This window comes from Vibrio frigidus, from assembly GCF_042465995.1.
GTDB lineage: Bacteria > Pseudomonadota > Gammaproteobacteria > Enterobacterales > Vibrionaceae > Vibrio.
Genome location: NZ_JBCDMC010000013.1, coordinates 30,992 through 52,088, shown reverse-complemented (window position 1 = coordinate 52,088; position 21,097 = coordinate 30,992). Strand labels below are relative to the sequence as shown.

23 protein-coding genes are annotated in these 21,097 nt (G+C 42.0%); 11 read left to right on the top strand and 12 right to left on the bottom strand.

What is annotated here, in order from left to right; genetic code table 11:
• The first annotated feature begins 45 nt into the window (after positions 1–45).
• The 4 genes from AACW90_RS19435 to AACW90_RS19420 all read left to right on the top strand — a co-directional run bounded on the left by AACW90_RS19435 (position 46) and on the right by AACW90_RS19420 (position 3,936).
• Positions 46–762 carry an ABC transporter ATP-binding protein gene (locus tag AACW90_RS19435; RefSeq protein WP_390237812.1) on the top strand — a complete coding sequence of 239 codons (717 nt, stop codon included), beginning with the start codon at positions 46–48 and terminating at the stop codon, positions 760–762.
• The gene (locus AACW90_RS19430; RefSeq protein WP_390237809.1) at positions 759–2,018 is read left to right on the top strand and encodes an ABC transporter permease; all 1,260 of its coding nucleotides are present in this window, start codon (positions 759–761) and stop codon (positions 2,016–2,018) included. The genes AACW90_RS19435 and AACW90_RS19430 overlap by 4 nt, the downstream gene beginning before the upstream one ends.
• 16 nt (positions 2,019–2,034) lie before the next feature.
• Positions 2,035–2,559, top strand: coding sequence for a DUF3299 domain-containing protein (locus tag AACW90_RS19425; protein WP_390237806.1), 525 nt, complete (start codon positions 2,035–2,037; stop codon positions 2,557–2,559).
• A gap of 474 nt (positions 2,560–3,033) precedes the next feature.
• Complete coding sequence (locus tag AACW90_RS19420) at positions 3,034–3,936, top strand: TIGR03899 family protein (RefSeq protein ID WP_390237804.1); 903 nt, start codon at positions 3,034–3,036, stop codon at positions 3,934–3,936.
• A 16-nt stretch (positions 3,937–3,952) separates the two neighbouring features.
• Here the strand turns inward: AACW90_RS19420 and cysC are convergent, their stop codons facing one another.
• The 5 genes from cysC to cobA all read right to left on the bottom strand — a co-directional run bounded on the left by cysC (position 3,953) and on the right by cobA (position 9,922).
• Complete coding sequence (gene cysC / locus AACW90_RS19415) at positions 3,953–4,576, bottom strand: adenylyl-sulfate kinase (RefSeq protein ID WP_390237801.1); 624 nt, start codon at positions 4,574–4,576, stop codon at positions 3,953–3,955.
• A 19-nt stretch (positions 4,577–4,595) separates the two neighbouring features.
• Positions 4,596–6,320 carry an SLC13 family permease gene (locus AACW90_RS19410; RefSeq protein ID WP_390237798.1) on the bottom strand — a complete coding sequence of 575 codons (1,725 nt, stop codon included), beginning with the start codon at positions 6,318–6,320 and terminating at the stop codon, positions 4,596–4,598.
• Positions 6,321–6,636: 316 nt separating this feature from the next.
• Positions 6,637–8,052, bottom strand: a complete 1,416-nt coding sequence (gene cysN / locus AACW90_RS19405; RefSeq protein WP_390237796.1) for a sulfate adenylyltransferase subunit CysN — start codon at positions 8,050–8,052, stop codon at positions 6,637–6,639.
• Between the two features lie 10 nt (positions 8,053–8,062).
• Positions 8,063–9,010 carry a sulfate adenylyltransferase subunit CysD gene (gene cysD, locus AACW90_RS19400; RefSeq protein WP_390237960.1) on the bottom strand — a complete coding sequence of 316 codons (948 nt, stop codon included), beginning with the start codon at positions 9,008–9,010 and terminating at the stop codon, positions 8,063–8,065.
• A gap of 48 nt (positions 9,011–9,058) precedes the next feature.
• The gene (gene cobA, locus AACW90_RS19395; protein ID WP_390237793.1) at positions 9,059–9,922 is read right to left on the bottom strand and encodes a uroporphyrinogen-III C-methyltransferase; all 864 of its coding nucleotides are present in this window, start codon (positions 9,920–9,922) and stop codon (positions 9,059–9,061) included.
• Positions 9,923–10,236: 314 nt separating this feature from the next.
• On the opposite strand from cobA, the gene AACW90_RS19390 reads away from it, so the two are divergent.
• The 4 genes from AACW90_RS19390 (at position 10,237) to AACW90_RS19375 (ending at position 14,236) form a co-directional block, all read left to right on the top strand.
• On the top strand, positions 10,237–12,198 hold the full coding sequence (locus AACW90_RS19390; RefSeq protein WP_390237790.1) for a bifunctional 2',3'-cyclic-nucleotide 2'-phosphodiesterase/3'-nucleotidase: 1,962 nt from the start codon (positions 10,237–10,239) through the stop codon (positions 12,196–12,198).
• A gap of 72 nt (positions 12,199–12,270) precedes the next feature.
• Positions 12,271–12,855: a Crp/Fnr family transcriptional regulator gene (locus AACW90_RS19385; protein ID WP_390237788.1), complete on the top strand. Its 585-nt coding sequence runs from the start codon at positions 12,271–12,273 to the stop codon at positions 12,853–12,855.
• A gap of 56 nt (positions 12,856–12,911) precedes the next feature.
• Complete coding sequence (locus AACW90_RS19380; RefSeq protein WP_390237784.1) at positions 12,912–13,364, top strand: GNAT family N-acetyltransferase; 453 nt, start codon at positions 12,912–12,914, stop codon at positions 13,362–13,364.
• Positions 13,365–13,375: 11 nt separating this feature from the next.
• Entirely contained in the window at positions 13,376–14,236 is an 861-nt protein-coding gene (locus AACW90_RS19375) for a DMT family transporter (RefSeq protein ID WP_390237958.1), read from the top strand.
• A 31-nt stretch (positions 14,237–14,267) separates the two neighbouring features.
• Here the strand turns inward: AACW90_RS19375 and AACW90_RS19370 are convergent, their stop codons facing one another.
• A complete protein-coding gene (locus tag AACW90_RS19370) occupies positions 14,268–14,837 on the bottom strand; it encodes a LysM-like peptidoglycan-binding domain-containing protein (protein ID WP_390237782.1) in 570 nt (189 codons plus the stop codon).
• A gap of 194 nt (positions 14,838–15,031) precedes the next feature.
• On the opposite strand from AACW90_RS19370, the gene bamJ reads away from it, so the two are divergent.
• The 3 genes from bamJ (at position 15,032) to AACW90_RS19355 (ending at position 17,799) form a co-directional block, all read left to right on the top strand.
• Positions 15,032–15,652: a BamJ family beta-barrel-assembly machinery protein gene (bamJ, locus tag AACW90_RS19365; protein WP_390237777.1), complete on the top strand. Its 621-nt coding sequence runs from the start codon at positions 15,032–15,034 to the stop codon at positions 15,650–15,652.
• 200 nt (positions 15,653–15,852) lie between these two features.
• The gene (locus AACW90_RS19360) at positions 15,853–16,350 is read left to right on the top strand and encodes a DUF2780 domain-containing protein (protein ID WP_390237774.1); all 498 of its coding nucleotides are present in this window, start codon (positions 15,853–15,855) and stop codon (positions 16,348–16,350) included.
• Between the two features lie 180 nt (positions 16,351–16,530).
• Entirely contained in the window at positions 16,531–17,799 is a 1,269-nt protein-coding gene (locus AACW90_RS19355) for an O-acetylhomoserine aminocarboxypropyltransferase/cysteine synthase family protein (protein WP_390237771.1), read from the top strand.
• A gap of 156 nt (positions 17,800–17,955) precedes the next feature.
• Here the strand turns inward: AACW90_RS19355 and rplQ are convergent, their stop codons facing one another.
• From rplQ to rpmJ, 6 genes are all read right to left on the bottom strand, one after another.
• Positions 17,956–18,342, bottom strand: a complete 387-nt coding sequence (gene rplQ / locus AACW90_RS19350; protein WP_195706535.1) for a 50S ribosomal protein L17 — start codon at positions 18,340–18,342, stop codon at positions 17,956–17,958.
• A gap of 26 nt (positions 18,343–18,368) precedes the next feature.
• Positions 18,369–19,361, bottom strand: coding sequence for a DNA-directed RNA polymerase subunit alpha (locus AACW90_RS19345; RefSeq protein WP_195706534.1), 993 nt, complete (start codon positions 19,359–19,361; stop codon positions 18,369–18,371).
• 23 nt (positions 19,362–19,384) lie between these two features.
• Positions 19,385–20,005, bottom strand: a complete 621-nt coding sequence (gene rpsD, locus AACW90_RS19340) for a 30S ribosomal protein S4 (protein ID WP_195706533.1) — start codon at positions 20,003–20,005, stop codon at positions 19,385–19,387.
• A 34-nt stretch (positions 20,006–20,039) separates the two neighbouring features.
• On the bottom strand, positions 20,040–20,429 hold the full coding sequence (gene rpsK / locus AACW90_RS19335; protein ID WP_171754181.1) for a 30S ribosomal protein S11: 390 nt from the start codon (positions 20,427–20,429) through the stop codon (positions 20,040–20,042).
• A 21-nt stretch (positions 20,430–20,450) separates the two neighbouring features.
• The gene (gene rpsM / locus AACW90_RS19330; protein WP_390237765.1) at positions 20,451–20,807 is read right to left on the bottom strand and encodes a 30S ribosomal protein S13; all 357 of its coding nucleotides are present in this window, start codon (positions 20,805–20,807) and stop codon (positions 20,451–20,453) included.
• 148 nt (positions 20,808–20,955) lie between these two features.
• The gene (gene rpmJ / locus AACW90_RS19325) at positions 20,956–21,069 is read right to left on the bottom strand and encodes a 50S ribosomal protein L36 (RefSeq protein ID WP_000868186.1); all 114 of its coding nucleotides are present in this window, start codon (positions 21,067–21,069) and stop codon (positions 20,956–20,958) included.
• Positions 21,070–21,097 lie beyond the last annotated feature (28 nt).

Below are 21,097 nucleotides of genomic sequence, written 5' to 3'. Positions count from 1 at the left end.
GCTCTTTCAGATGTGGTCACCTACATCATGGCAATGGAACAAACAATGAACAGACCAACCAAAGTTGTCTCGCTCTCACAGATTAGTTACCGTTGGACGAACGATATATCACCAACGCTAAAGTTTGATCAATTAGATATTAATCGAAGTGAACATCTATTTATTAAAGGTCCAAGTGGAAGTGGGAAGTCGACATTACTTGGCTTGTTAACCGGGATCATTACCCCTCAAAATGGCAAAGTACAGATTTTAGATACCGACATTTCTACACTTAAGCAGAACCAAAGAGATAAATTTAGAGCCGATCATATCGGCTACATTTTTCAACAATTTAATCTGCTACCTTATCTATCAATGATTGACAATGTGATTCTACCTTGTCATTTTTCAAGAATTCGAAAGGAAAACGTCGGCGGTGATCTAAGAAAAACAGCGGCCCAACTGCTAAAACGCTTACACCTAGATGAAAAACTACTCAATAAACCCATTATTGAATTGAGTATCGGGCAACAACAGCGCGTAGCCGCTGCTCGAGCGCTCATTGGACGCCCCGAGCTGCTTATCGCGGACGAACCCACTTCTTCACTAGACTTTGACAACCGAACCGCCTTTATTGAACTGCTTATGGAAGAGGCTGAACTCGCCAAGTCTACACTGATATTTGTCAGCCACGACCCAACGCTTGAATCGATGTTCGATCGAAGTATTCAACTCAATGACCTTAATGAACAAGCGTTAACACTCGCTAAGGGGGCGATATGAAAACCATCGCTCACTTAGCTTGGAAAAGCCTTACCAACAGAAAAGCGACAGCAATACTCACTATATTAACCGTTGCCATTTCTGTCATTTTGTTGATGGGGGTTGAACGCATACGAACCCAAGCAAAAAGCAGTTTTGCAAATACTATCTCAAGCACAGATCTTATTGTCGGTGCTCGTTCTGGTTCAGTAAATCTTCTACTCTATTCCGTCTTTAGAATAGGCAATGCAACTGCTAATATAGATTGGAAAAGCTTTGAAGAAATCCGCCAACAGCGCTCTGTAAAATGGGCTATCCCTATCTCTCTCGGCGATTCGCACAAGGGTTTTAGAGTCATGGGGACGAATCAAGATTACTTCAAACACTTCAGGTACGGAAAAAAACAACCACTTGAACTAAAAAAAGGACGACCATTTAACTCGTTGTTTGAAACCGTTCTGGGTGCCGATGTAGCAAAGGAACTCGGTTACAGCATTGGCAGTGACATCATTATTGCTCACGGCATAAGTGATGTTGCTTTTAGTCGACATGACAACATCCCATTTAAGGTTGTCGGCATATTTGAACCGACAGGTACACCTGTAGATAAAACCGTACACGTTTCATTAGAAGCGATAGAAGCTATTCATGTGGGATGGGAATCAGGCGCAAATTTAGGTAATACACCTAATGTTGATGCGTTAACTCAACAAAAGTTCCAACCCGAACAAATAACCGCGTTCATGCTTGGATTGAAATCTAAAATTCACACATTTGCCTTACAACGGAAAATAAACACTTATAGAAAGGAACCCCTAAGCGCTATTTTGCCAGGTATCGCTTTACATGAATTGTGGGGCATGATGTCAGTAGCAGAAACAGCACTAATGGCGGTATCCGGATTTGTCGTTGTAGCAGGCTTACTAGGTATGCTAAGTAGTCTACTTACTAGCCTACAAGAACGACGTAGAGAAATGGCCATTTTAAGAGCGATGGGAGCACGACCCAGACACATATTTATATTGCTGATAAGTGAAGCAAGCGCATTAACCTTCGTAGGCATTATAGCTGGCCTCATTGGTCTTTACTCTCTGCTCGCAATTGCTCAACCGATTATCCAGCAGCTCTATGGCGTCAACGTCGAGCTATCCATGATCACTGGTCACGAATGGATGCTTTTAGGGCTCGTACAACTTGCCGGTGTCATTATCGGTTTTATTCCAGCATTTAGTGCTTACCGTCAATCATTGGCGGATGGCATGACAATTCGAATATAAAAGTCATAGGTAAAATATGAAAAATATAGCAATAATTATCAGTTTATTAAGCGTCTTTCTGATACCAATTCAAGCGGTTGCTTCAGGTGAAAGCACCTCAACAAAGCAATCCGAATTATTACAATTGGAATGGATAGATTTAATTCCAGAAAATGAAAGAAACCTAGTAGATAGTGTTGGCATGCCTTTGCAACTCAGTCACGAAAAAGACACTCCTGAACAGTCCAAATTGGGTGGTGTTAGGCAGGAATTGAACGGAAGCATTGTTAAGATCCCAGGCTTTGTTATCCCGCTAGAGGGTGATGAAAATATGGTTACTGAATTTATGCTTGTTCCCTTTTTAGGTGCTTGTATTCATGTTCCACCACCGCCACCAAACCAATTAATCTATGTACGCTTTAAAGGCGGAGCTCCCGTACAGGAATTATGGGATGTCGTCTATATCGTAGGAAGGCTAAAGACAGAAACGGTCAGTCACGAATTAGCAGAAGTGGGATATGTTATCGAAGGGATGGCAGTTGAAGCTTATGATGACCAGTAATCAAGAGGTAATCTAACTTACTTATTGGTTTATTTGTTTCATTGATTGATTATTACATCAAAAAATTAGACAGATAAGCCAATACTGCTACATATATAACGAAAAGCAATGTAGCAGATAGCTGCTTTTTAAACTTATTGTCGTTCGACTGCGCCATCTTGAATCTCATAATAGTTAACAACTTTAACATTTGATTATCATATCAGATAAAAATTGAAACACGAGCTAAAGGCAAACATTAATCGAGATAACTGCTGCCCTCCTGATCCACAACAATTTTATATATAATGAATGGTAATATCACCGTTTTTTTTATTGCTAATTGTAATGGTTACAACACCATTCACTATCGCTTTAGGTCTTATAACCTTCAAAAATCAACATTAGTTACACAAGCATTGAGCCAAATCAGTGGCATATAACGCGATAACACGTTACATTTTTACTGACTAAAACGGAATAGGATTGTGGGGCATGGCAGAAAAAAGAGCACCCGTCACTATAGATAACAGTGAAACGAATCAGAATAGTGACCACTCAAAAAAGAAATCTGGCTACATCAAAGATAGTGCTAGCCGTGTGGCTAGCATAGCCGAAACCTATGGACTGGATGCGTTGTTACAGTCGAGTCCCACGCAGAAATCCATTTTAGAAAGAGCACTAAATAGAGACAAACAACGTAGAGAACAAAGGCAGAAAAATTTAGAAACAATCATCAAGTTCTCACATTCATTCTGCAATGACGAAACCGCTGGTGACCCAGACCAAGATTGGCTCAATCGATTTTTCGATCTAGCTCAGGATATTCACAATAGCTCCATGCAAAGGCTTTGGGCTCAAATCCTAAAGCTTGAAGTAACAAACCCAGGGTCTACATCAGTAAAAGCTCTTCAGGTGCTAAAAGACATGACACCAAAAGAGGCGCAGTATTTACAAAAAGCAGCCGCCTTATCATGCAGCTTTGGGGGGGATAACTCGAAGAAACTGCTTATTGGATTCCGAACCCAAAGCGGTCTGTTTAGTTTCACCAAAAGGGACGTAGAAGAAACCATTAACTTAGGTAGCTATCAACTTCCCTATTCAAGTATCTTACTTCTGATTGAGTTAGGTTTAGTGATTGGCACAGAATTAGAGTCAGGCGAGATTGAATTTGACCCGGCGCTATTGCTCGATTACCAAGGGAAAATCGTCTCACTCCAACCAATGGGGAAAGGTAGCCGTTTACTCTATTATCGCTTAAGCCCCGTTGGAAATGAATTATGTAAACTTCTTGGCAATAAACCAAACATGAAATATTTTGACCAACTTGTTGGTTTATTGAGTCAGAAGTTTACCGTTCAAACTGAGGCCAAAGGAACGATTGACCACTTAGTTTGATAATAAGATCAAGGCATCAAGAAGTTATGATGCCTTTTTGCTGCAACACGGCTAAACATATTTCAACCAAATCATTAACCTCTTTGTCACCTGCCGGTAAGTTAATCTCTGGCTGTAACGGTAATTCGTAATTTGAATCTATTCCCGTAAAATTCTTAATCTCTCCTGCTCGGGCTTTTTTATACAAGCCCTTTGGATCTCTTTGCTCACACACCTCCATCGATGCATTGACAAATACCTCTAAGAATTCGCCTTCTGGGAGCAGTTCTCTCACCATTTGACGTTCTTCTCTATAGGGAGAAATAAAAGCAGAGAGAACAATTAGACCCGCATCCGCCATCAACTTACACAGCTCACCAACTCGGCGTATATTCTCTTTTCTGTCTTGTTCGGAGAATCCTAAGTCTTGGCATAGGCCATGGCGTACATTGTCGCCATCCAATAAATAGGTATGAAACCCCATATCTGCCAACACATTCTCTAGTGCACCTGCGACGGTAGACTTACCCGCGCCAGATAACCCCGTAAACCAGAGCACAACTGGCTTCTGCTGCTTAAGCCTCGCTCTCGTCTCTTTATTCACAGCATGCTGGTGCCACACAATATTACTATCTTGGGTAGACGTATTTCTTTCTGCCATGAGAAAGCAACTCCTTACATTAAAATGGGAAAAAATAGGGGATCAACGTTAAAACTAAAATGGAATAAATAATTGAAATAGGAATACCAACTCGTATGTAATCACTGATCCGGTAATTTCCTACGCTATATACAATTAGATTGGTTTGGTAACCGTAAGGAGAGACAAAACTTGCGCTCGCTCCAAATAATACGGCCATAATGAAAGGCATAGGATCCACACCATAAGCGACAGCCATGCTGTACCCAAGCGGAAACGACAATGCTGCCGCGGCATTATTAGTCACAAGCTCTGTAAGCACGAGAGTTAAAAAATATGTCGCAACTAACGCGCCAAAAACACCCCATCCATTAAGGGCCTCAATAAAAAACGCCCCCATTTGTGTCGATAGCCCAGACGAAAGCATCAACTGAGCAATGCTCAATGCGGACCCCACGATGACAACAATATCTATCGGAAAACGACGGCGTAATTCAGTAAAACTGATAATACCGAGCGCTAACAGTCCAAAAAGATAAACAGCTAACCCTTTGATCATGGGTACAATATCAAATAAAGCGAAGCCAATAACAAAAGCAAAACCGATTAAAACTATATTTGACTTACTCAAATCAAGTTTGGCGCTTGAGTCGAGATCATTCACTAACAAAAACTCTCGATTATGACGGCTAACTTCATACTCAAATCGTTTACCAGGGACAATGATGAGTGTATCCCCGGCCGCTAACTGTATCTTCCCTAAACCACCTTCTAATCTCTCATGACCTCTTCGAATTGCCACCACCACCGCATCAAAACGATCTCTAAACTGGCTTGAAATAAGCGTTTTATTGCAAATAGATGCGGAAGAGCTGACGACGACCTCAAGCAAATTCTGTCCATTTAGATGGTGCTGTCCAAACAGTGTGATACCTTTAATTTCTTGCAATGTCGCAACACTTTCTATATCACCGCAAAACATCAATCTATCTCGAGCTAGCAATACAAAGTCAGGTGTCACCGAAGTGATGACCTCGCCATCTCGAATCACCTCCGCCAAAAAAAGCTTACGCAATGCCCTCAATCCATTTTCAGTAATCGTTTTTCCCACCAATGGAGAGCCCGCTTCAACTCTAGCCTCAAGAAAATAAGGTAGATCGTCTTGATTCTTATCCTCATTATCTGGTAACAAATAACTGAGGGGGATAAGGATGAGCAACCCACCCGTGAGTACGGCTAAACCAATCATCGTTGGTGCAAAAAAACCAAGACTTGGTAAACCCACATTTTCGACAAAGCTGTTGATGATTAAATTGGTAGAGGTACCGATCAACGTCAACGTTCCCCCTAAGATGGCAGAATAGGAAAGAGGAATGAGCAATCTAGATGGGGGATGTTGTTGATTACGTTTTATTGCCCCTATTAAGGAAACAACAACCGCAGTATTATTGGTAAAAGATGAAAGTATTGCCGTAGACAACCCCAGTTTCGCTACAACCGTTCCGAGTTTCCCTTCAGAAATATGATAACTAACCCAACTAATTAGACGCGTTTTCTCAAGTGCACAGGAAACAAGGACAAGCAAAACTAAGGTAAGTAACGACGAATTAGTAAAATTATTCGCGATACTTTCTAGTTCTATCTGACCAGTAATAAAGGCGATAAATGCAGCGCCTGCAAAAATAAAACTGGGTTTAAGTTTAGTCCAGATCAAGCATGCGACAACACCGACTAATAACGTCAATATAAAACTTTGTTCCCACATAACTTGCCCTCAAAATAGCGGAATTAATCCTATGAACTAACGTTAAATTACCGCTAATACCCGATGTAACTAGATCCCCACTTTCGTGCAATATTGCCCGGTTAGTGCTAAATACTTCGTCATTCCCGTGAAAACGGGAATCTTGGTGATATTAGATCCCCATTTTCATGGGGATGACGTCAGTTTTCGTCAGGATGACAGGTTTGAATAACCCTAACTGAACAGCATTACACTTTCGTGGGGGTGACGTTATTTCTCGTAAGGATGACGCCGTTTTCCGAGAGAAAGACCATCTTTAAAGAACCTTCATTGCATCTTAAATTTTCGCATCCCAAGATGGGAAATATTTGAGAATCAACGCTTTTAGTTCATGTTCAAAGGCGTTGATATCTCCAACATTCGACGACTCATCTTTTTGGTCTAAACGCTCTCGCACAAGGCCAGCACCAACCGTCACATTGGTCAGTCTATCGATAATGATAAAACCACCCGTATCCGGGCTATCTACGTACTTATCGATCGGAATTGTTTCTGTAAGTGACCACTCACACTGTGCTATACCGTTAAGAGGGATAGCGTTGGTATCAAAACGAGACAGGTTATTCACATCATACTGGTGACGAATAACATCAACTTGGCCTAACGTTTTTTTACCCGCTATCTTAATGTCGTATTGACGGCCTATATTGAGTGGCTCTTCTGTCATCCAAACTATATCGGCTAATACATGATTAGATGATTCAATAGCCGCACCATCGGATACTAATAAATCTCCACGACTAATATCTATCTCGTCTTCTAATGTCAGCGTGACCGCTTGACCTGCGTAGGCCGTATCTAAGTCACCATCAAACGTTACAATCCGAGCAACTTTAGAAACCTTACCCGAAGGTAGTGCCTTAATCTCATCTCCAACGGAAACGGATCCTGAAGACAATGAGCCAGCAAAACCTCTAAAATCAAGATTTGGTCGATTCACATACTGAACTGGGAAACGAAACTCTGTGCTACTAGCTTGTACGGAAAGATCCACATTTTCCAAAAGAGAAAGAAGTGGTTCCCCCTGATACCATGTCATCTCATCACTTCTATCTACGACGTTGTCGCCTTCTAATGCCGATAGAGGTAATAATTGAATATTAACGTCGCTTTTTAGTTTTTCAGAAAAATCTAAATACTCAGCCTTTATCTCTTCAAATCGTTGCTCTGAATACTCCACCAGATCCATTTTATTTATCGCTACGATGAAATGCTTGATTCCAAGTAAGCTGGCAATAAATGAATGGCGGCGTGTTTGATCAAGTACACCTTTTCGTGCATCCACTAATATAACTGCGACATCACACGTTGATGCACCAGTGGCCATATTTCGAGTGTATTGCTCGTGACCCGGGGTATCCGCAATAATAAATTTACGTTTCTGGGTAGAAAAATAACGGTAAGCGACATCAATGGTAATACCTTGCTCACGCTCCGCTTGAAGTCCATCAACAAGAAGAGCTAAATCGGGTCTTTCACCTGTCGTGCCAACACGTTGGCTATCCGAATGAACGGCGGCAAGTTGATCTTCATATATTTGTTTTGAATCATGAAGCAAACGTCCAATCAAAGTACTTTTACCGTCATCTACCGAACCACAGGTTAAAAAACGAAGTAAGGATTTGTGTTGATGTTGATTTAAATATTCTTCAATACCCAGCTCGGATAGTTGAGCTTCTACTGCGCTGTTCATATATCTTTCCTTAGAAATAACCTTGACGTTTCTTGAGTTCCATAGAGCCGGATTGGTCACGATCTATCGCTCTACCTTGTCTTTCGCTCGACGTTGCAACAAGCATTTCTTCAATAATCTCAGGTAGTGTTGTCGCTTCCGACTCAATCGCTCCAGTCAATGGGTAACAACCTAATGTTCTGAAACGTACATTCTTTTGTTCCACTTTCTCTCCCTCTTCGATAGGCATTCTTTCGTCATCAACCATGATCAACATGCCATCACGTTCAACAACAGGGCGTTTTTCCGCCAAATAAAGTGGAACAATTTCAATATTTTCTAGATAAATATATTGCCAAATATCCAACTCGGTCCAATTGGAGAGTGGGAATACTCGGATACTCTCACCCTTATTAACCTGTCCGTTATAGGTATGCCAAAGCTCAGGACGTTGGTTTTTTGGGTCCCACGTATGATTTTTGTCACGGAACGAATAAACGCGCTCTTTTGCACGCGATTTCTCTTCATCACGGCGGGCACCACCAAAAGCGGCATCGAAACCATATTTGTTTAGAGCTTGTTTGAGTCCCTGTGTTTTCATGATATCGGTGTGCTTTGAAGAACCGTGAACAAATGGATTAATGCCCATTTCAATACCTTCTTGGTTCTTATGTACTAAAAGCTCGAATTCATATTTTTTGGCGGTCTTGTCTCTAAACTCAATCATCTCCTTGAATTTCCAATCCGTATCTACATGGAGTAGTGGGAAGGGGATTTTTCCTGGATAAAACGCTTTGCGAGCGAGATGAAGCATGACAGAAGAATCTTTACCGATGGAATACATCATCACCGGATTTTGAAACTCTGCTGCAACTTCACGAATAATATGGATGCTCTCAGCTTCGAGCTGCTTTAAGTGAGTAAATCTTTGTTGATCCATCTTGACTCTTCCTTTGGCTCTTTGCTGAGCGTGGCTAATATTGTTATCTGTCTCTAATTCATTTTTAATTAATGTTATAAACACTAACTAAGCGTATTGTTCGATAGGTTGGTGTTGAGGTTGCGTATTAGAAAACCAATCCAGTTTTTCTGACAAACGAACCACTTCTCCTATCACAATTAATGAAGGTGATTCGGCTTGTACCGCTAACTCTGCTAGCTGATTAAGCGAACCTTTCAACACTCGCTGAGTGGCCTGTGTACCTCGCTCAATAATTGCAATTGGGGTATCACTTGCTCTGCCGTGAACAATCAATTGGTTTTGTATATGTTTTGATTTCATCAATCCCATATAAATGACTAACGTCTGCTTTCCTCTTGCGACTGTCGACCAGTCGAGTTGGTCACTATCCTCTTTCAAGTGTCCAGTAATAAAGAGCGCTGACTGTGCATGGTCTCTATGAGTCAGAGGAATTCCTGCATAAGCAGTTGCACCAGCCGCTGCTGTAATCCCTGGAATAACTTGGAATGGAATATTTGCATCAAAAAGCACTTCTAACTCTTCGCCACCTCGGCCAAACATAAACGGGTCACCACCTTTAATTCTGGCAACGCGATAACCTTGCTGAGCAAAATCAACGAGCAACTTGTTCGTTTTCTCTTGAGGAACACTATGATGTCCCGCTTTTTTACCAACACACACCAGAATGGTTTCGTCAGGAATTAGCGCTATAATTTCATCAGAGACAAGGTAGTCATAAAGCACGACATCAGCCTGCTGCAAAAAACTCAGCGCTTTTATCGTTAACAACTCAGCGTCACCCGGCCCAGCACCAATAAGTGCAACTTCTCCCCGGCTTAAGCGGCTTTTACCGAAAACAGGCGTTATACTATTGCTCACCAGTTTTGGTTTATCGCTAGGGGATATTTTGTGTATGTCCGAGCTCTTCATGCCGCTATCTCATTTTCAGTTGATGATTGTATTATGAACAGACTTCTATATTACTTGAAATTCTAAAAGTTCATTTTTTATTCTAAAAAGTGATAAGGGATTAATTCGAGGCTGCGTGAAAGGAGATAAAGTAGACAAATCAGAGATAATTAACACGTGAATGTCACATTTCGTGAAGGAGATATAACATTTCTTGCATAAAAATCTGATACCTTCACCCCTTAAATATCAAACGATATGGTATGTCCCCAGAACATATTGCACTGTTGGGTCTCATTCGACCCACGTTAATTAACAAGGATTGGAGCAAATTAATGACCATTAAGCCACTATCTCTTGCTGTACTAACCAGCATGCTAGCAATGTCAGGCTCTGCAAATGCAGAAACAGTTAACCTACGTATTATAGAAACAACAGATATCCACGGTAACGCCTACTCATTCGATTACTACAAAGGTAAAGAGTCTAAAAAGATTGGCCTATCTCGCGCAGCGACCTTGGTTAAAGAAGCTCGCAATGAAGTAACTAACAGCGTTCTTGTCGATAATGGCGACTTAATTCAAGGTAGTCCAATGGCTGACTACATGGCGTCTAAAGGCATTGTATCTGGCGAAGTTCATCCTGTTTATAAAGCAATGAATCAACTTGGTTATCAAGTTGGTAACTTAGGTAACCATGAATTCAATTACGGTTTAGATTTCCTTAAAGAATCCGTAAATGATGCCAATTTCCCTTACGTCAACGCGAATATTTATGACAAGGCAACAGGTGAAAACTACTTTACGCCTTATATTATTAAACAATATTCGTTTAAAGATTCTGACGGTTTTCCTCGTTCAATTCGTATCGGTTATATCGGTTTTGCACCACCTCAAATTCTGACTTGGGATAAAAAGAATTTAGAAGGTAAAGTTATCGCGAAAGACATCAAAGAAACGGCAGAAAAATTCGTTCCTATGATGAAAGCTGAGGGTGCTGACGTTATCGTTGCAATCCCTCACTCAGGCATTTCAAAAGACCCGTATAAAAAAGGCGCTGAAAACTCTGTCATCTACCTAAGTGAAGTAGAGGGTATTGATGCCATTGCATTTGGTCACTCTCACTCTGTCTTCCCTGGTAAAGGATATGATGGCATTCAAGGTGTTGACAACGAAAATGGTATAATCAACGGCGTAGCCGCTGTTATGCCCGGCCGTTGGGGTAGCCACGTTGGTGTTATGGACCTAGAGCTAGACTTCGATAAGAAGAAAGGTGTGTGGGGTGTTACCAGCAGCAAATCAGAAGCGCGCGCTATCTATGATCGCAAAGCAAAAGCATCTTTGGCGGAAAACGATGAAGGTATTGTAAAAGCACTTGCTGCTGATCACGCCGCTACGTTAGAGTTTGTCAACCAACCGATTGGTAAAGCAAACGACGTGATGTATAGCTACCTAGCGCTTGTTCAAGATGACCCGACAGTCCAAATTGTTAACGCTGCACAAAAATCGTATGTGGAAAAGTTCATCCAAGGCGATCCAAATCTAGACGGTATCCCAGTGCTGTCTGCCGCTGCACCATTTAAAGCTGGTGGTCGTAAAAACGATCCATCAGGCTACACCGAAGTTGAGTCAGGCCAGCTCACTTTCCGTAATGCTGCTGATCTTTACCTATATCCAAACACATTAGTTGCTCTAAAAGTTACAGGTAAAGAAGTAAAAGAATGGTTGGAGTGTTCATCAGGTCAATTCAACCAAATTGACATCAATAATGCTGGACCGCAGTCACTCGTAAACTGGGATGATTTCCGTACGTATAACTTTGATGTTATTGACGGAGTAAACTATCAAATCGATCTTACGCAACCAGCTAAATATGATGGCAACTGTAAAGTTATCAATCCAGATTCACAACGTATTGTAAATCTAACATACCTAGGAAAGCCTGTTGATATGTCGCAAGACTTCATCATTGCGACGAACAACTACCGCGCCTACGGTGCTAAGTTTGCTGGAACAGGTTCAGATTTCATCGCATTTGATGCACCAGATGAAAACCGAAGCATCCTCGCCGCTTACATCAGTGAAGTAAGTAAAGAAAAAGGGGAAGTGACACCAAGCGCTGACAATAACTGGTCATTTGCTCCTATCATGGGTGCCCAGAAATTAGATATTCGCTTTGAAACTTCTCCTAGTGAAAAAGCAGCTAAATTTGTAGAAGAAAAAGGTCAGTACCCGATGACAAAAATAGGTATGGATGAAGTAGGCTTCGCCGTCTATAAAATAGATCTACAAAAGTAATCGATAAATCATCTATGATAAAGGCCGTACTCTTTAATAGAGTACGGCCTTTTTATGTGGGAGATAAATAAGATGAATCAGGATTTGCTACACCAATTACAAGAACATGGTTTCACACATGAAGAGATTGCAGAGGTCTGTGAACTCGTTTCTCCATTAGAGCTTCCAACTCGTCATATTTTGGTCAATCAAGGAGACAGACCCAGTCATGTTTATTTTTTATTAGATGGCCTTTGCCACTCTTGTTACTTAACGGAAGATGGTAAAAGCTTCAGCAAAGAATTCTACTGGGAACAAGACTGGATCATCGGATTTGAAAGCTTAATTAGCGACCAACCTTCGCCATTTCTTTTAGAATCCCTCACCGCTGTCAGTCTTCTTTGTATTCCTATCGATGCATTACGAATATGGCGAGAAGAAGCAAACCCTTTATACATAAAACTACTGGAAACTCAGCTAATATACAAAGAGTCTAAAGAACGATTTATGTTGCTTTACTCTCCTGAAGAACGCTATGAGATTTTTTGTAGCCACTACCCTGATCTAGAATCGAGATTAACGGATTATCAGATAGCCGCTTACCTTGGAATCACCCATATCAGCTTAAGTAGAATAAAATCACGTCTAAAAGCAAAAAAGTTAATTAACAAAAGTTAATGATTGTTAATCACTTAGTTGCTATTTTCGTAAAAAATAAACCCAAAAGGTAATTTATGATTCACTGGCAACGCCTAAGTTTTGAAGAACTCACCACAATACAGCTGTATGAACTGCTTAAATTACGCATTGATGTATTTGTAGTAGAACAAAACTGTCCCTACCCTGAATTAGATGACAAAGATACATCTCATGGGGTTTATCAACTTATTGGCTATCAAGATGGGGTGATTGTTGCGTGCGCTCGATTGCTGGAACCCGGTATAAGCTTCGATAAGGCATCAATAGGTCGAATTGCAACTAGACAATCATCGAGAGGCAACGGACTTGGGCACCAGTTATTTCGTAAAGCATTGATAGAATGCCAAGAATTATGGCCCAATCAAGCCATAGATATTCAAGCCCAGGAATACCTGAAAGACTTCTATCAAGGCTATGGTTTCAAAGGCTATACCAACTCTTATCTTGAAGACGGCATTCCCCATATAGATATGAGACTAGAGAATTAAATTTGCCCGCAATGAAAACGATGCGACTCGCGCTAATAGCGCTAATATTTGGTAACCTATTTGCCTCTTTATCTGATGTAGCCGTTAAGCTTTTAGATAATGAGTCTTCAGTTTACCAGTATGTATTCCTACGCCAACTTATTGCAACACTCGTTGCTGCACCGCTTTACTATAGAGCTAGGAAACAGAGTGACCTCGCGGTTAATTGGAAGATAACTGCCATTAGATCACATCTAATCATAGTCGGAGCAGGCTGTATGGTAGTAGCAATTACTCACTTACCTCTCGCAACAGCAAATGCTGTTTTTTATGCGGGGCCGCTGTTAATGTTGCCTTTATCAATTTGGTTATTAAAAGAGACACTAAAAATTGAAAAAGTCATCGCCTCTATAATAGGTTTCACTGGCGTGTTAATTGTACTACGACCTTCTCAGTTTCATTGGGCTGCAATTTTCGCGTTAGGCACTGCGATGTCACTCGCTCTATTCCACGTTTTGGTCCGTAAATTACCATCTGAGCACTCGGTTATTCATACCCTTTTTTGGACAAGTGTTGTTTCTCTACCCATTTCTGGTTTATTAGCTCTATTCGACTGGCAACCGCTAGGACTTACTCAATATTTTTGGATTTTGGCGAGCTCACTCTGTGTTTTAGCTTACAATGCACTTGCGGTCTTTGCCTATAAAAAAGCACAAGCCGATGAGATAGCGCTCGCCGAATACTCTGGACTCATTTTTGTCACTCTATTCGGTGTTTGGTGGTTCAACGAGATACCAGATCTACTTACTTTGATAGGTATTATTCTTATCGTAATGCCATTGATTCCATACCGCGCTCTAAACCGAGCATACAGAATAAAACGACCTCAATAACATGTCAGATAAGTAATATCTGGAGGTCAATTTACTTACTTCTTCCATATCCGCCGTCTGATAAACGGAAAAACATAACAGACGTTCCCGATTTTTCGAGCTGTAGAATATCTAGATGTCCTTCCGCTGCCAGTTTAAATCGAACAAGTTGACCTTCTCTGATCTTACTTAAAGGTTTATCTAATCCTTCTATCGCAATCAAGGCGTTCAGATCTGCCATTGACAAGCTATTTGCACGAAACACTTTCGCTAATGTATCACCAGATTGAACCGTATACTCCTGCCACTCATCTGTTGTTGTCAAAGCATGCTTGGTGCCGCCTTCTTCGCTTAATGACGTTGTATTGACCGTTACCTCTTTTCGAACGGGCTCCGCGTTCGTCGTCTTAATGATGTCAGTACTTATTTCTGATTCTACCGGAGGTACTGGTATGAAAAGTAATACAATGACAAACGGAACAAGAATCATCAATGCCCATTGGTGCAACTTAGGTAAGCTGGTCCAAAATTCTTTTATAGAACTTACATCTACCTTAGTGATCCTATCTTTGAAACCATCAAGAAGGCCTGTTTCTTGTTTCTTCCTATTTCGACGATTCATAGAGATCACTCCTTTTATTTACAGCACGTTACATAACTAACGAAAAAATTAAAAAACCAAAAACTGCTAACCAATTATAGTTTTTAAAGAGAATACAGGATAGCGATTAATTGAAAACAGTTACACAGTTTATTCAAGCGACTAATACTGGTATCCTGTGCGCTTTATTTACTCAAGAACAATAGAGAGACAACATGTCTGACATCAAACTGGATACAGTAGAACATAAAGCAAGCTACGGTATTGGTCTACAAATGGGCCAACAACTTGCAGGTAGTGGCCTTGAAGGTCTTAATGTTGACGCTATCGCTAAAGGTATCGCAACATCGCTAACTGGAGATATGCCTGAAATTGAAATTGACGAAATCAACGCAGCACTTCAAGAGATCCACACGCGCGCTGAATCTGCTCGTGCAGAAGTATCTAAAGCAGCAGCGGCTGATGGCGAAGCCTTTCTAGCGGACAATGCTCTACGTCCTGAAGTAACAGTACTAGAATCTGGCCTGCAATATGAAGTGCTCACTGAAGGTACTGGTGAAGTACCAACTTCAGATAAGCAAGTTCGTGTTCACTATCACGGTGAGTTAACTGACGGTACTGTTTTCGATAGTTCTGTTTCACGTGGCGAACCAGCTGAGTTTCCAGTAACTGGCGTAATCAAAGGTTGGGTTGAGGCACTTCAACTTATGCCTGTAGGGTCTAAGTGGAAACTATGTATCCCGCAAGACCTAGCTTATGGCGAACGTGGCGCAGGTGCTGCTATCCCTCCTTATGCTGCACTTGTATTCGAAGTTGAGTTACTAGACATCCTTTAATCGTCTATACCTTGATTGAATAAGCGGTGATCTTCACCGCTTTTTTTATGCCCACTTTTACCACTCGTCTTCAGCTTTTAAAACACGACCGAATTCTTATATATAAAACAAAGTGCTAACAACTTTTCACGAAACTCAGGTTATACTTTTCGTTATGTCACTGGTCTATGCAATAGACCTTCTTAAAATGGAGATTTAACGTGAAAAAAATCACGCTATTAACAGCACTTACCACCTTAATAATTTCAATGCCGAGCCACGCTTTATTTGGTTTAGGTTCAGACTCAGATACAAAATTAGATACTGACGCAATCAAATCGATGGCAGGTTCGCTTTCCACCGAGGCATCGAAACAAGAAAGTTCTCCCCTACTTGATGCACTTACCAGTCAACTTAATGTATCACCAGAGCAAGCTTCAGGAGGTGCAGGTGCACTTCTAGCCCTAGCATCAAGCTCTCTGTCAGGTAGTGAATCAAGTGAGTTAGGGAACCTTATTCCCGGCATGAGCAGCTTGTCCAGCGCAGCTCCGGGTTTACTTAACATGGCTGGTGACATGAGTGCGGTAACAGACATTTTTACCAAGTTGGGCTTAGACCCATCAATGGTAAGTCAATTCGCCCCAGTTATATTAGAATATTTGACCGGGCAAGGCGCCTCTAGCGGATTGCTAAGCTCTCTTGGTTCTCTTTGGAAATAGACCGTTTCCTCTAGAAACAAATAACGCCCTGTACCATTAAAACATCAAACTAAACTCACCACTCTGGTGAGTTTAGTTTGTTTACAATCCTTCAACAAAAAATTAACCACTTGTTTAGTGGCTTAGATTTATGCGATTCTGTATCTCTTATTTCAAGGACGTAGATAAAGAGAGAGAAAAATGAGAGACGAAACCCTATCCATACATTTCGGTTACGAGACGGACCCAACAACCAAATCAGTCGCAACCCCCATCTATCAAACTGTTGCATACGAGTTTGACAATGCTCAGCATGGCGCCGACCTATTTAATTTAGCCGTTCCAGGTAACATCTACACACGCATTATGAACCCAACCAATGATGTCCTCGAAAAACGAGTGTCCGCTTTAGAAGGCGGTATCGCTGGGCTTGCCGTAAGTTCTGGTAGCTCTGCTATTCATTATGCGATCTTAACCTTAGCCCAGTTAGGCGATAACATCGTTTCAACTCCACAATTGTATGGTGGTACCTATACTCTTTTCGCGCATATGTTACCGAATTTAGGAATAGAGGTTCGTTTTGCTAAAGATGATAAACCTGAAAGCCTAGCCGAGCTAATTGACGACAAAACCAAGGCAGTTTATTGCGAGTCTATCGGAAACCCCGCAGGTAATATCATTGATCTCAAGAAGCTCTCTGACCTTGCTCATGCGCAGGGAGTACCTGTCATCGTCGACAATACGGTTGCAACACCTGCAATCTGTAAACCTATCGAGTTTGGTGCTGATATTGTTGTCCATTCGCTAACCAAATACATAGGTGGACACGGGACGACTTTAGGCGGAATGATTGTCGATTCTGGTAAATTCCCTTGGGCCGAACATAAAGAGCGCTTCCCTGTATTTAACCTTCCAGAACCCTCTTACCATGGTGTCGTTTACGCAGAAGCGTTCGGTCCCGCGGCATTCATCGGTCGTGCTCGCACCGTCCCTCTTCGCAATACTGGCTCCGCGCTTTCCCCTATGAATGCATTCATGCTACTTCAAGGTTTAGAAACGCTGTCATTACGTATGGAGCGTCATTGCGAAAATACCCTCAAGGTAGCCGAGTATTTACAAAACCACGATAAAGTCAGTTGGGTAAGTTATGCAGGATTACCTGATTCTAAATTCTATCCTCTTGCCGAAAAATACATGAAGGGTAAGCCATCTGGGATTCTCTCCTTTGGCCTAAAAGATGGGTACGAAGCAGGTGTACGCTTCTATGACGCACTCCAGATATTCAAACGCCTAGTAAATATCGGTGATGCCAAATCTCTAGCATGCCACCCAGCCTCTACGACACATAGACAGTTAGATGAAGCAGAACAAAAGCAAGCTGGTGTGAGTCCTGAAATGATCCGTTTATCAGTAGGTATTGAACATATTGATGACATTATTGAAGATTTAGAGCAAGCGCTGAAGGCATGATTTCTTAGATAGTGAGTATTGGGTAGTAATAAGCTCTCCTTTTGGGCGGGCTTTTACTTCTCAAAACCGAATAGCGTACCCGTTCGAGTTTCAAGATTCAAAATTTAGAAAGCAAAAAGCCGAGCATTACGCTCGGCTTTTTAGTTCTATCAGAACTTATTCAGCAGATGCTTCTTCAGAAGCTTCTGGGCGATCTACAAGCTCAATGTATGCCATTGGAGCTTTATCACCGGTACGGAAACCACATTTTAAAATGCGAGTATATCCGCCCTGACGACTCGCGAAACGCGGGCCTAGTTCATTAAATAGTTTTGCTACAACTTCGTTATCACGAGTGCGAGCAAATGCCAGACGACGGTTAGCAACACTGTCGGTCTTGGCTAGTGTAATCAAAGGCTCAATTACGCGGCGTAGTTCTTTTGCTTTAGGCACGGTAGTTTTAATAACTTCGTGACTAACAAGAGAACAAGCCATATTGCTGAACATCGCTTTACGATGACTGCTGTTGCGGTTGAGTTGACGACCACTCTTACGATGGCGCATGACCTAATCCTTCTAACTAGTATCGATTAATCTTCAGCGATTGACGCAGGCGGCCAGTTCTCTAGGCGCATGCCAAGAGAAAGACCACGTGAAGCCAGTACGTCTTTAATCTCTGTAAGAGATTTTTTACCAAGGTTTGGCGTTTTAAGTAGCTCAACCTCAGTGCGCTGTACAAGATCACCGATGTAGTGAATCGCTTCTGCTTTCAAACAGTTAGCAGAGCGAACTGTTAGTTCAAGATCGTCTACAGGACGCAGTAGGATCGGATCGAATTCTGGCTTCTCTTCCTTCTCCTCAGGAACACGTACATCACGAAGATCTACGAATGCATCCAATTGTTCAGCTAGGATTGTAGCTGCACGACGGATAGCTTCCTCAGGTTCCAGAGTACCATTCGTTTCCATATCGATGACAAGCTTGTCTAAATCAGTACGTTGTTCTACACGTGCCGCTTCTACAGCATAGGCGATTTTATCGACTGGGCTGTAAGTAGCGTCAACAAGTAGACGACCGATTGGACGCTCATCTTCTTCAGTATGGATACGAGCAGAAGACGGAACATAACCACGACCACGTTCTACTTTAATACGCATAGCGATTTCAGCTTTGTCATCCGTTAGGTGACAAATAACGTGCTCAGGGTTAGCGATCTCTACATCACCATCGTGGGTGATGTCACCTGCAACAACAGGGCCTGAGCCTGACTTATTCAGTGTTATAAACACTTCATCTTTGCCTTCGGCAACGCGCACAGCCAAACCTTTAAGGTTTAAAAGAATTTCAAGAACATCTTCTTGAACGCCTTCTTTAGTGCTGTATTCGTGCAAAACGCCTTCAATCTCTACTTCTGTTACGGCACAACCCGGCATAGAAGATAGTAAAATACGGCGAAGCGCATTACCTAGAGTATGACCAAAGCCACGCTCTAATGGCTCAAGAGTTACTTTCGCATGTGTCGAGTTGATCTGTTCGATGTCAACAAGACGTGGCTTAAGAAATTCTGTTACAGAACCCTGCATTGTGTCCTCTCTTTAGTTTAACCTTACTTAGAGTAAAGTTCGACGATCAAGTGTTCGTTGATGTCAGCTGACAGATCTGAACGTTCAGGCATACGCTTGAATGTTCCTTCCATTTTGCTACCATCTACTTCAATCCAAGTTGGTTTTTCGCGTTGTTCAGCGACTTCAATAGCCGCTTTAATGCGAGATTGCAATTTAGCTTTCTCACGAATTGAAACAACATCGTTAACCGCAACTTTGAAAGAAGGAACGTTTACAACTTTACCGTTAACTAGAATAGCTTTATGGCTAACTAATTGACGTGCTTCTGCGCGAGTTGCGCCAAAGCCCATGCGGTAAACTACGTTATCAAGACGACCTTCAAGAAGCTGAAGCAGGGTTTCACCTGTATTGCCTTTAAGGCGTGCAGCATCTTTGTAGTAGTTACGGAATTGCTTTTCTAAAACGCCATACATACGACGAACTTTCTGCTTCTCACGAAGCTGAACGCCATATTCAGATAGACGGCCTTTACGAGCGCCATGCACACCTGGTGCGTTATCAATTTTACACTTGGTATCTATCGCACGGACGCCAGACTTAAGGAATAAGTCTGTACCTTCGCGACGGCTAAGCTTTAGCTTAGGACCCAAATATCTTGCCATGATTCTTCTCCAATATTCCTAGAAACGAAAAACGTTATACGCGACGTTTCTTAGGTGGACGACAACCGTTATGAGGGATCGGAGTTGCATCTACAATATTAGTGATGCGGTATCCAGCTGCATTTAGCGCACGGATAGTTGACTCACGACCAGGACCAGGGCCCTTAACCATAACTTCCAAGTTCTTTAGACCATATTCTTTGGCCGCTTCGCCTGCTCGTTCAGCTGCAACCTGTGCTGCGAACGGAGTAGACTTACGAGAACCACGGAAACCTGAACCGCCAGCAGTAGCCCAAGCTAGTGCGTTACCTTGACGGTCTGTTATCGTAACGATTGTGTTATTGAAAGAAGCATGAATATGCGCTACGCCATCAGCTACTTGCTTGCGTACGCGCTTACGAGCGCGTGTTGGTTGTTTTGCCATTGTACTCTCTACCTTATCCGATTAACGTTTGATCGGCTTGCGCGGACCCTTACGGGTACGTGCGTTGGTTTTAGTACGCTGTCCACGTAGTGGTAGACTGCGACGATGACGAAGACCGCGATAACAGCCAAGGTCCATAAGACGCTTGATGTTCATCGAGACTTCACGACGTAGATCACCTTCTACAGTGTACTTGGCGACACCATCACGCAGTTGATCAATCTGCTCTTCAGTTAGTTCACTGATCTTAACATTTTCAGCAATACCCACTTCAGCTAGAATAGCCTGAGCGCGAGTCTTACCAACGCCGTAAATCGCAGTAAGCGCGATTACAGCATGTTTTTGATCAGGAATGTTAATGCCTGCTATACGGGCCACTATTCACTCCTAGTACTTAAATAAGAAATTATCCGCAGCAAAGCCCGTAGAGGATACGCTGCGGTTTACTACTTCTTTTGCACGCAAAAGGTAGGCCGAGCAATATACTCGACCAACCTTTACATTTCAAGTAAAAATTTCTGTTAGATTAACCTTGGCGTTGTTTATGCTTTGGTTCACTGCAAATCACACGCACAACACCGTTGCGCTTGATAACTTTACAGTTACGACAGATTTTTTTAACGGAAGCACGAACTTTCATTGCTAAACTCCGTAAATGGGAATCTAAA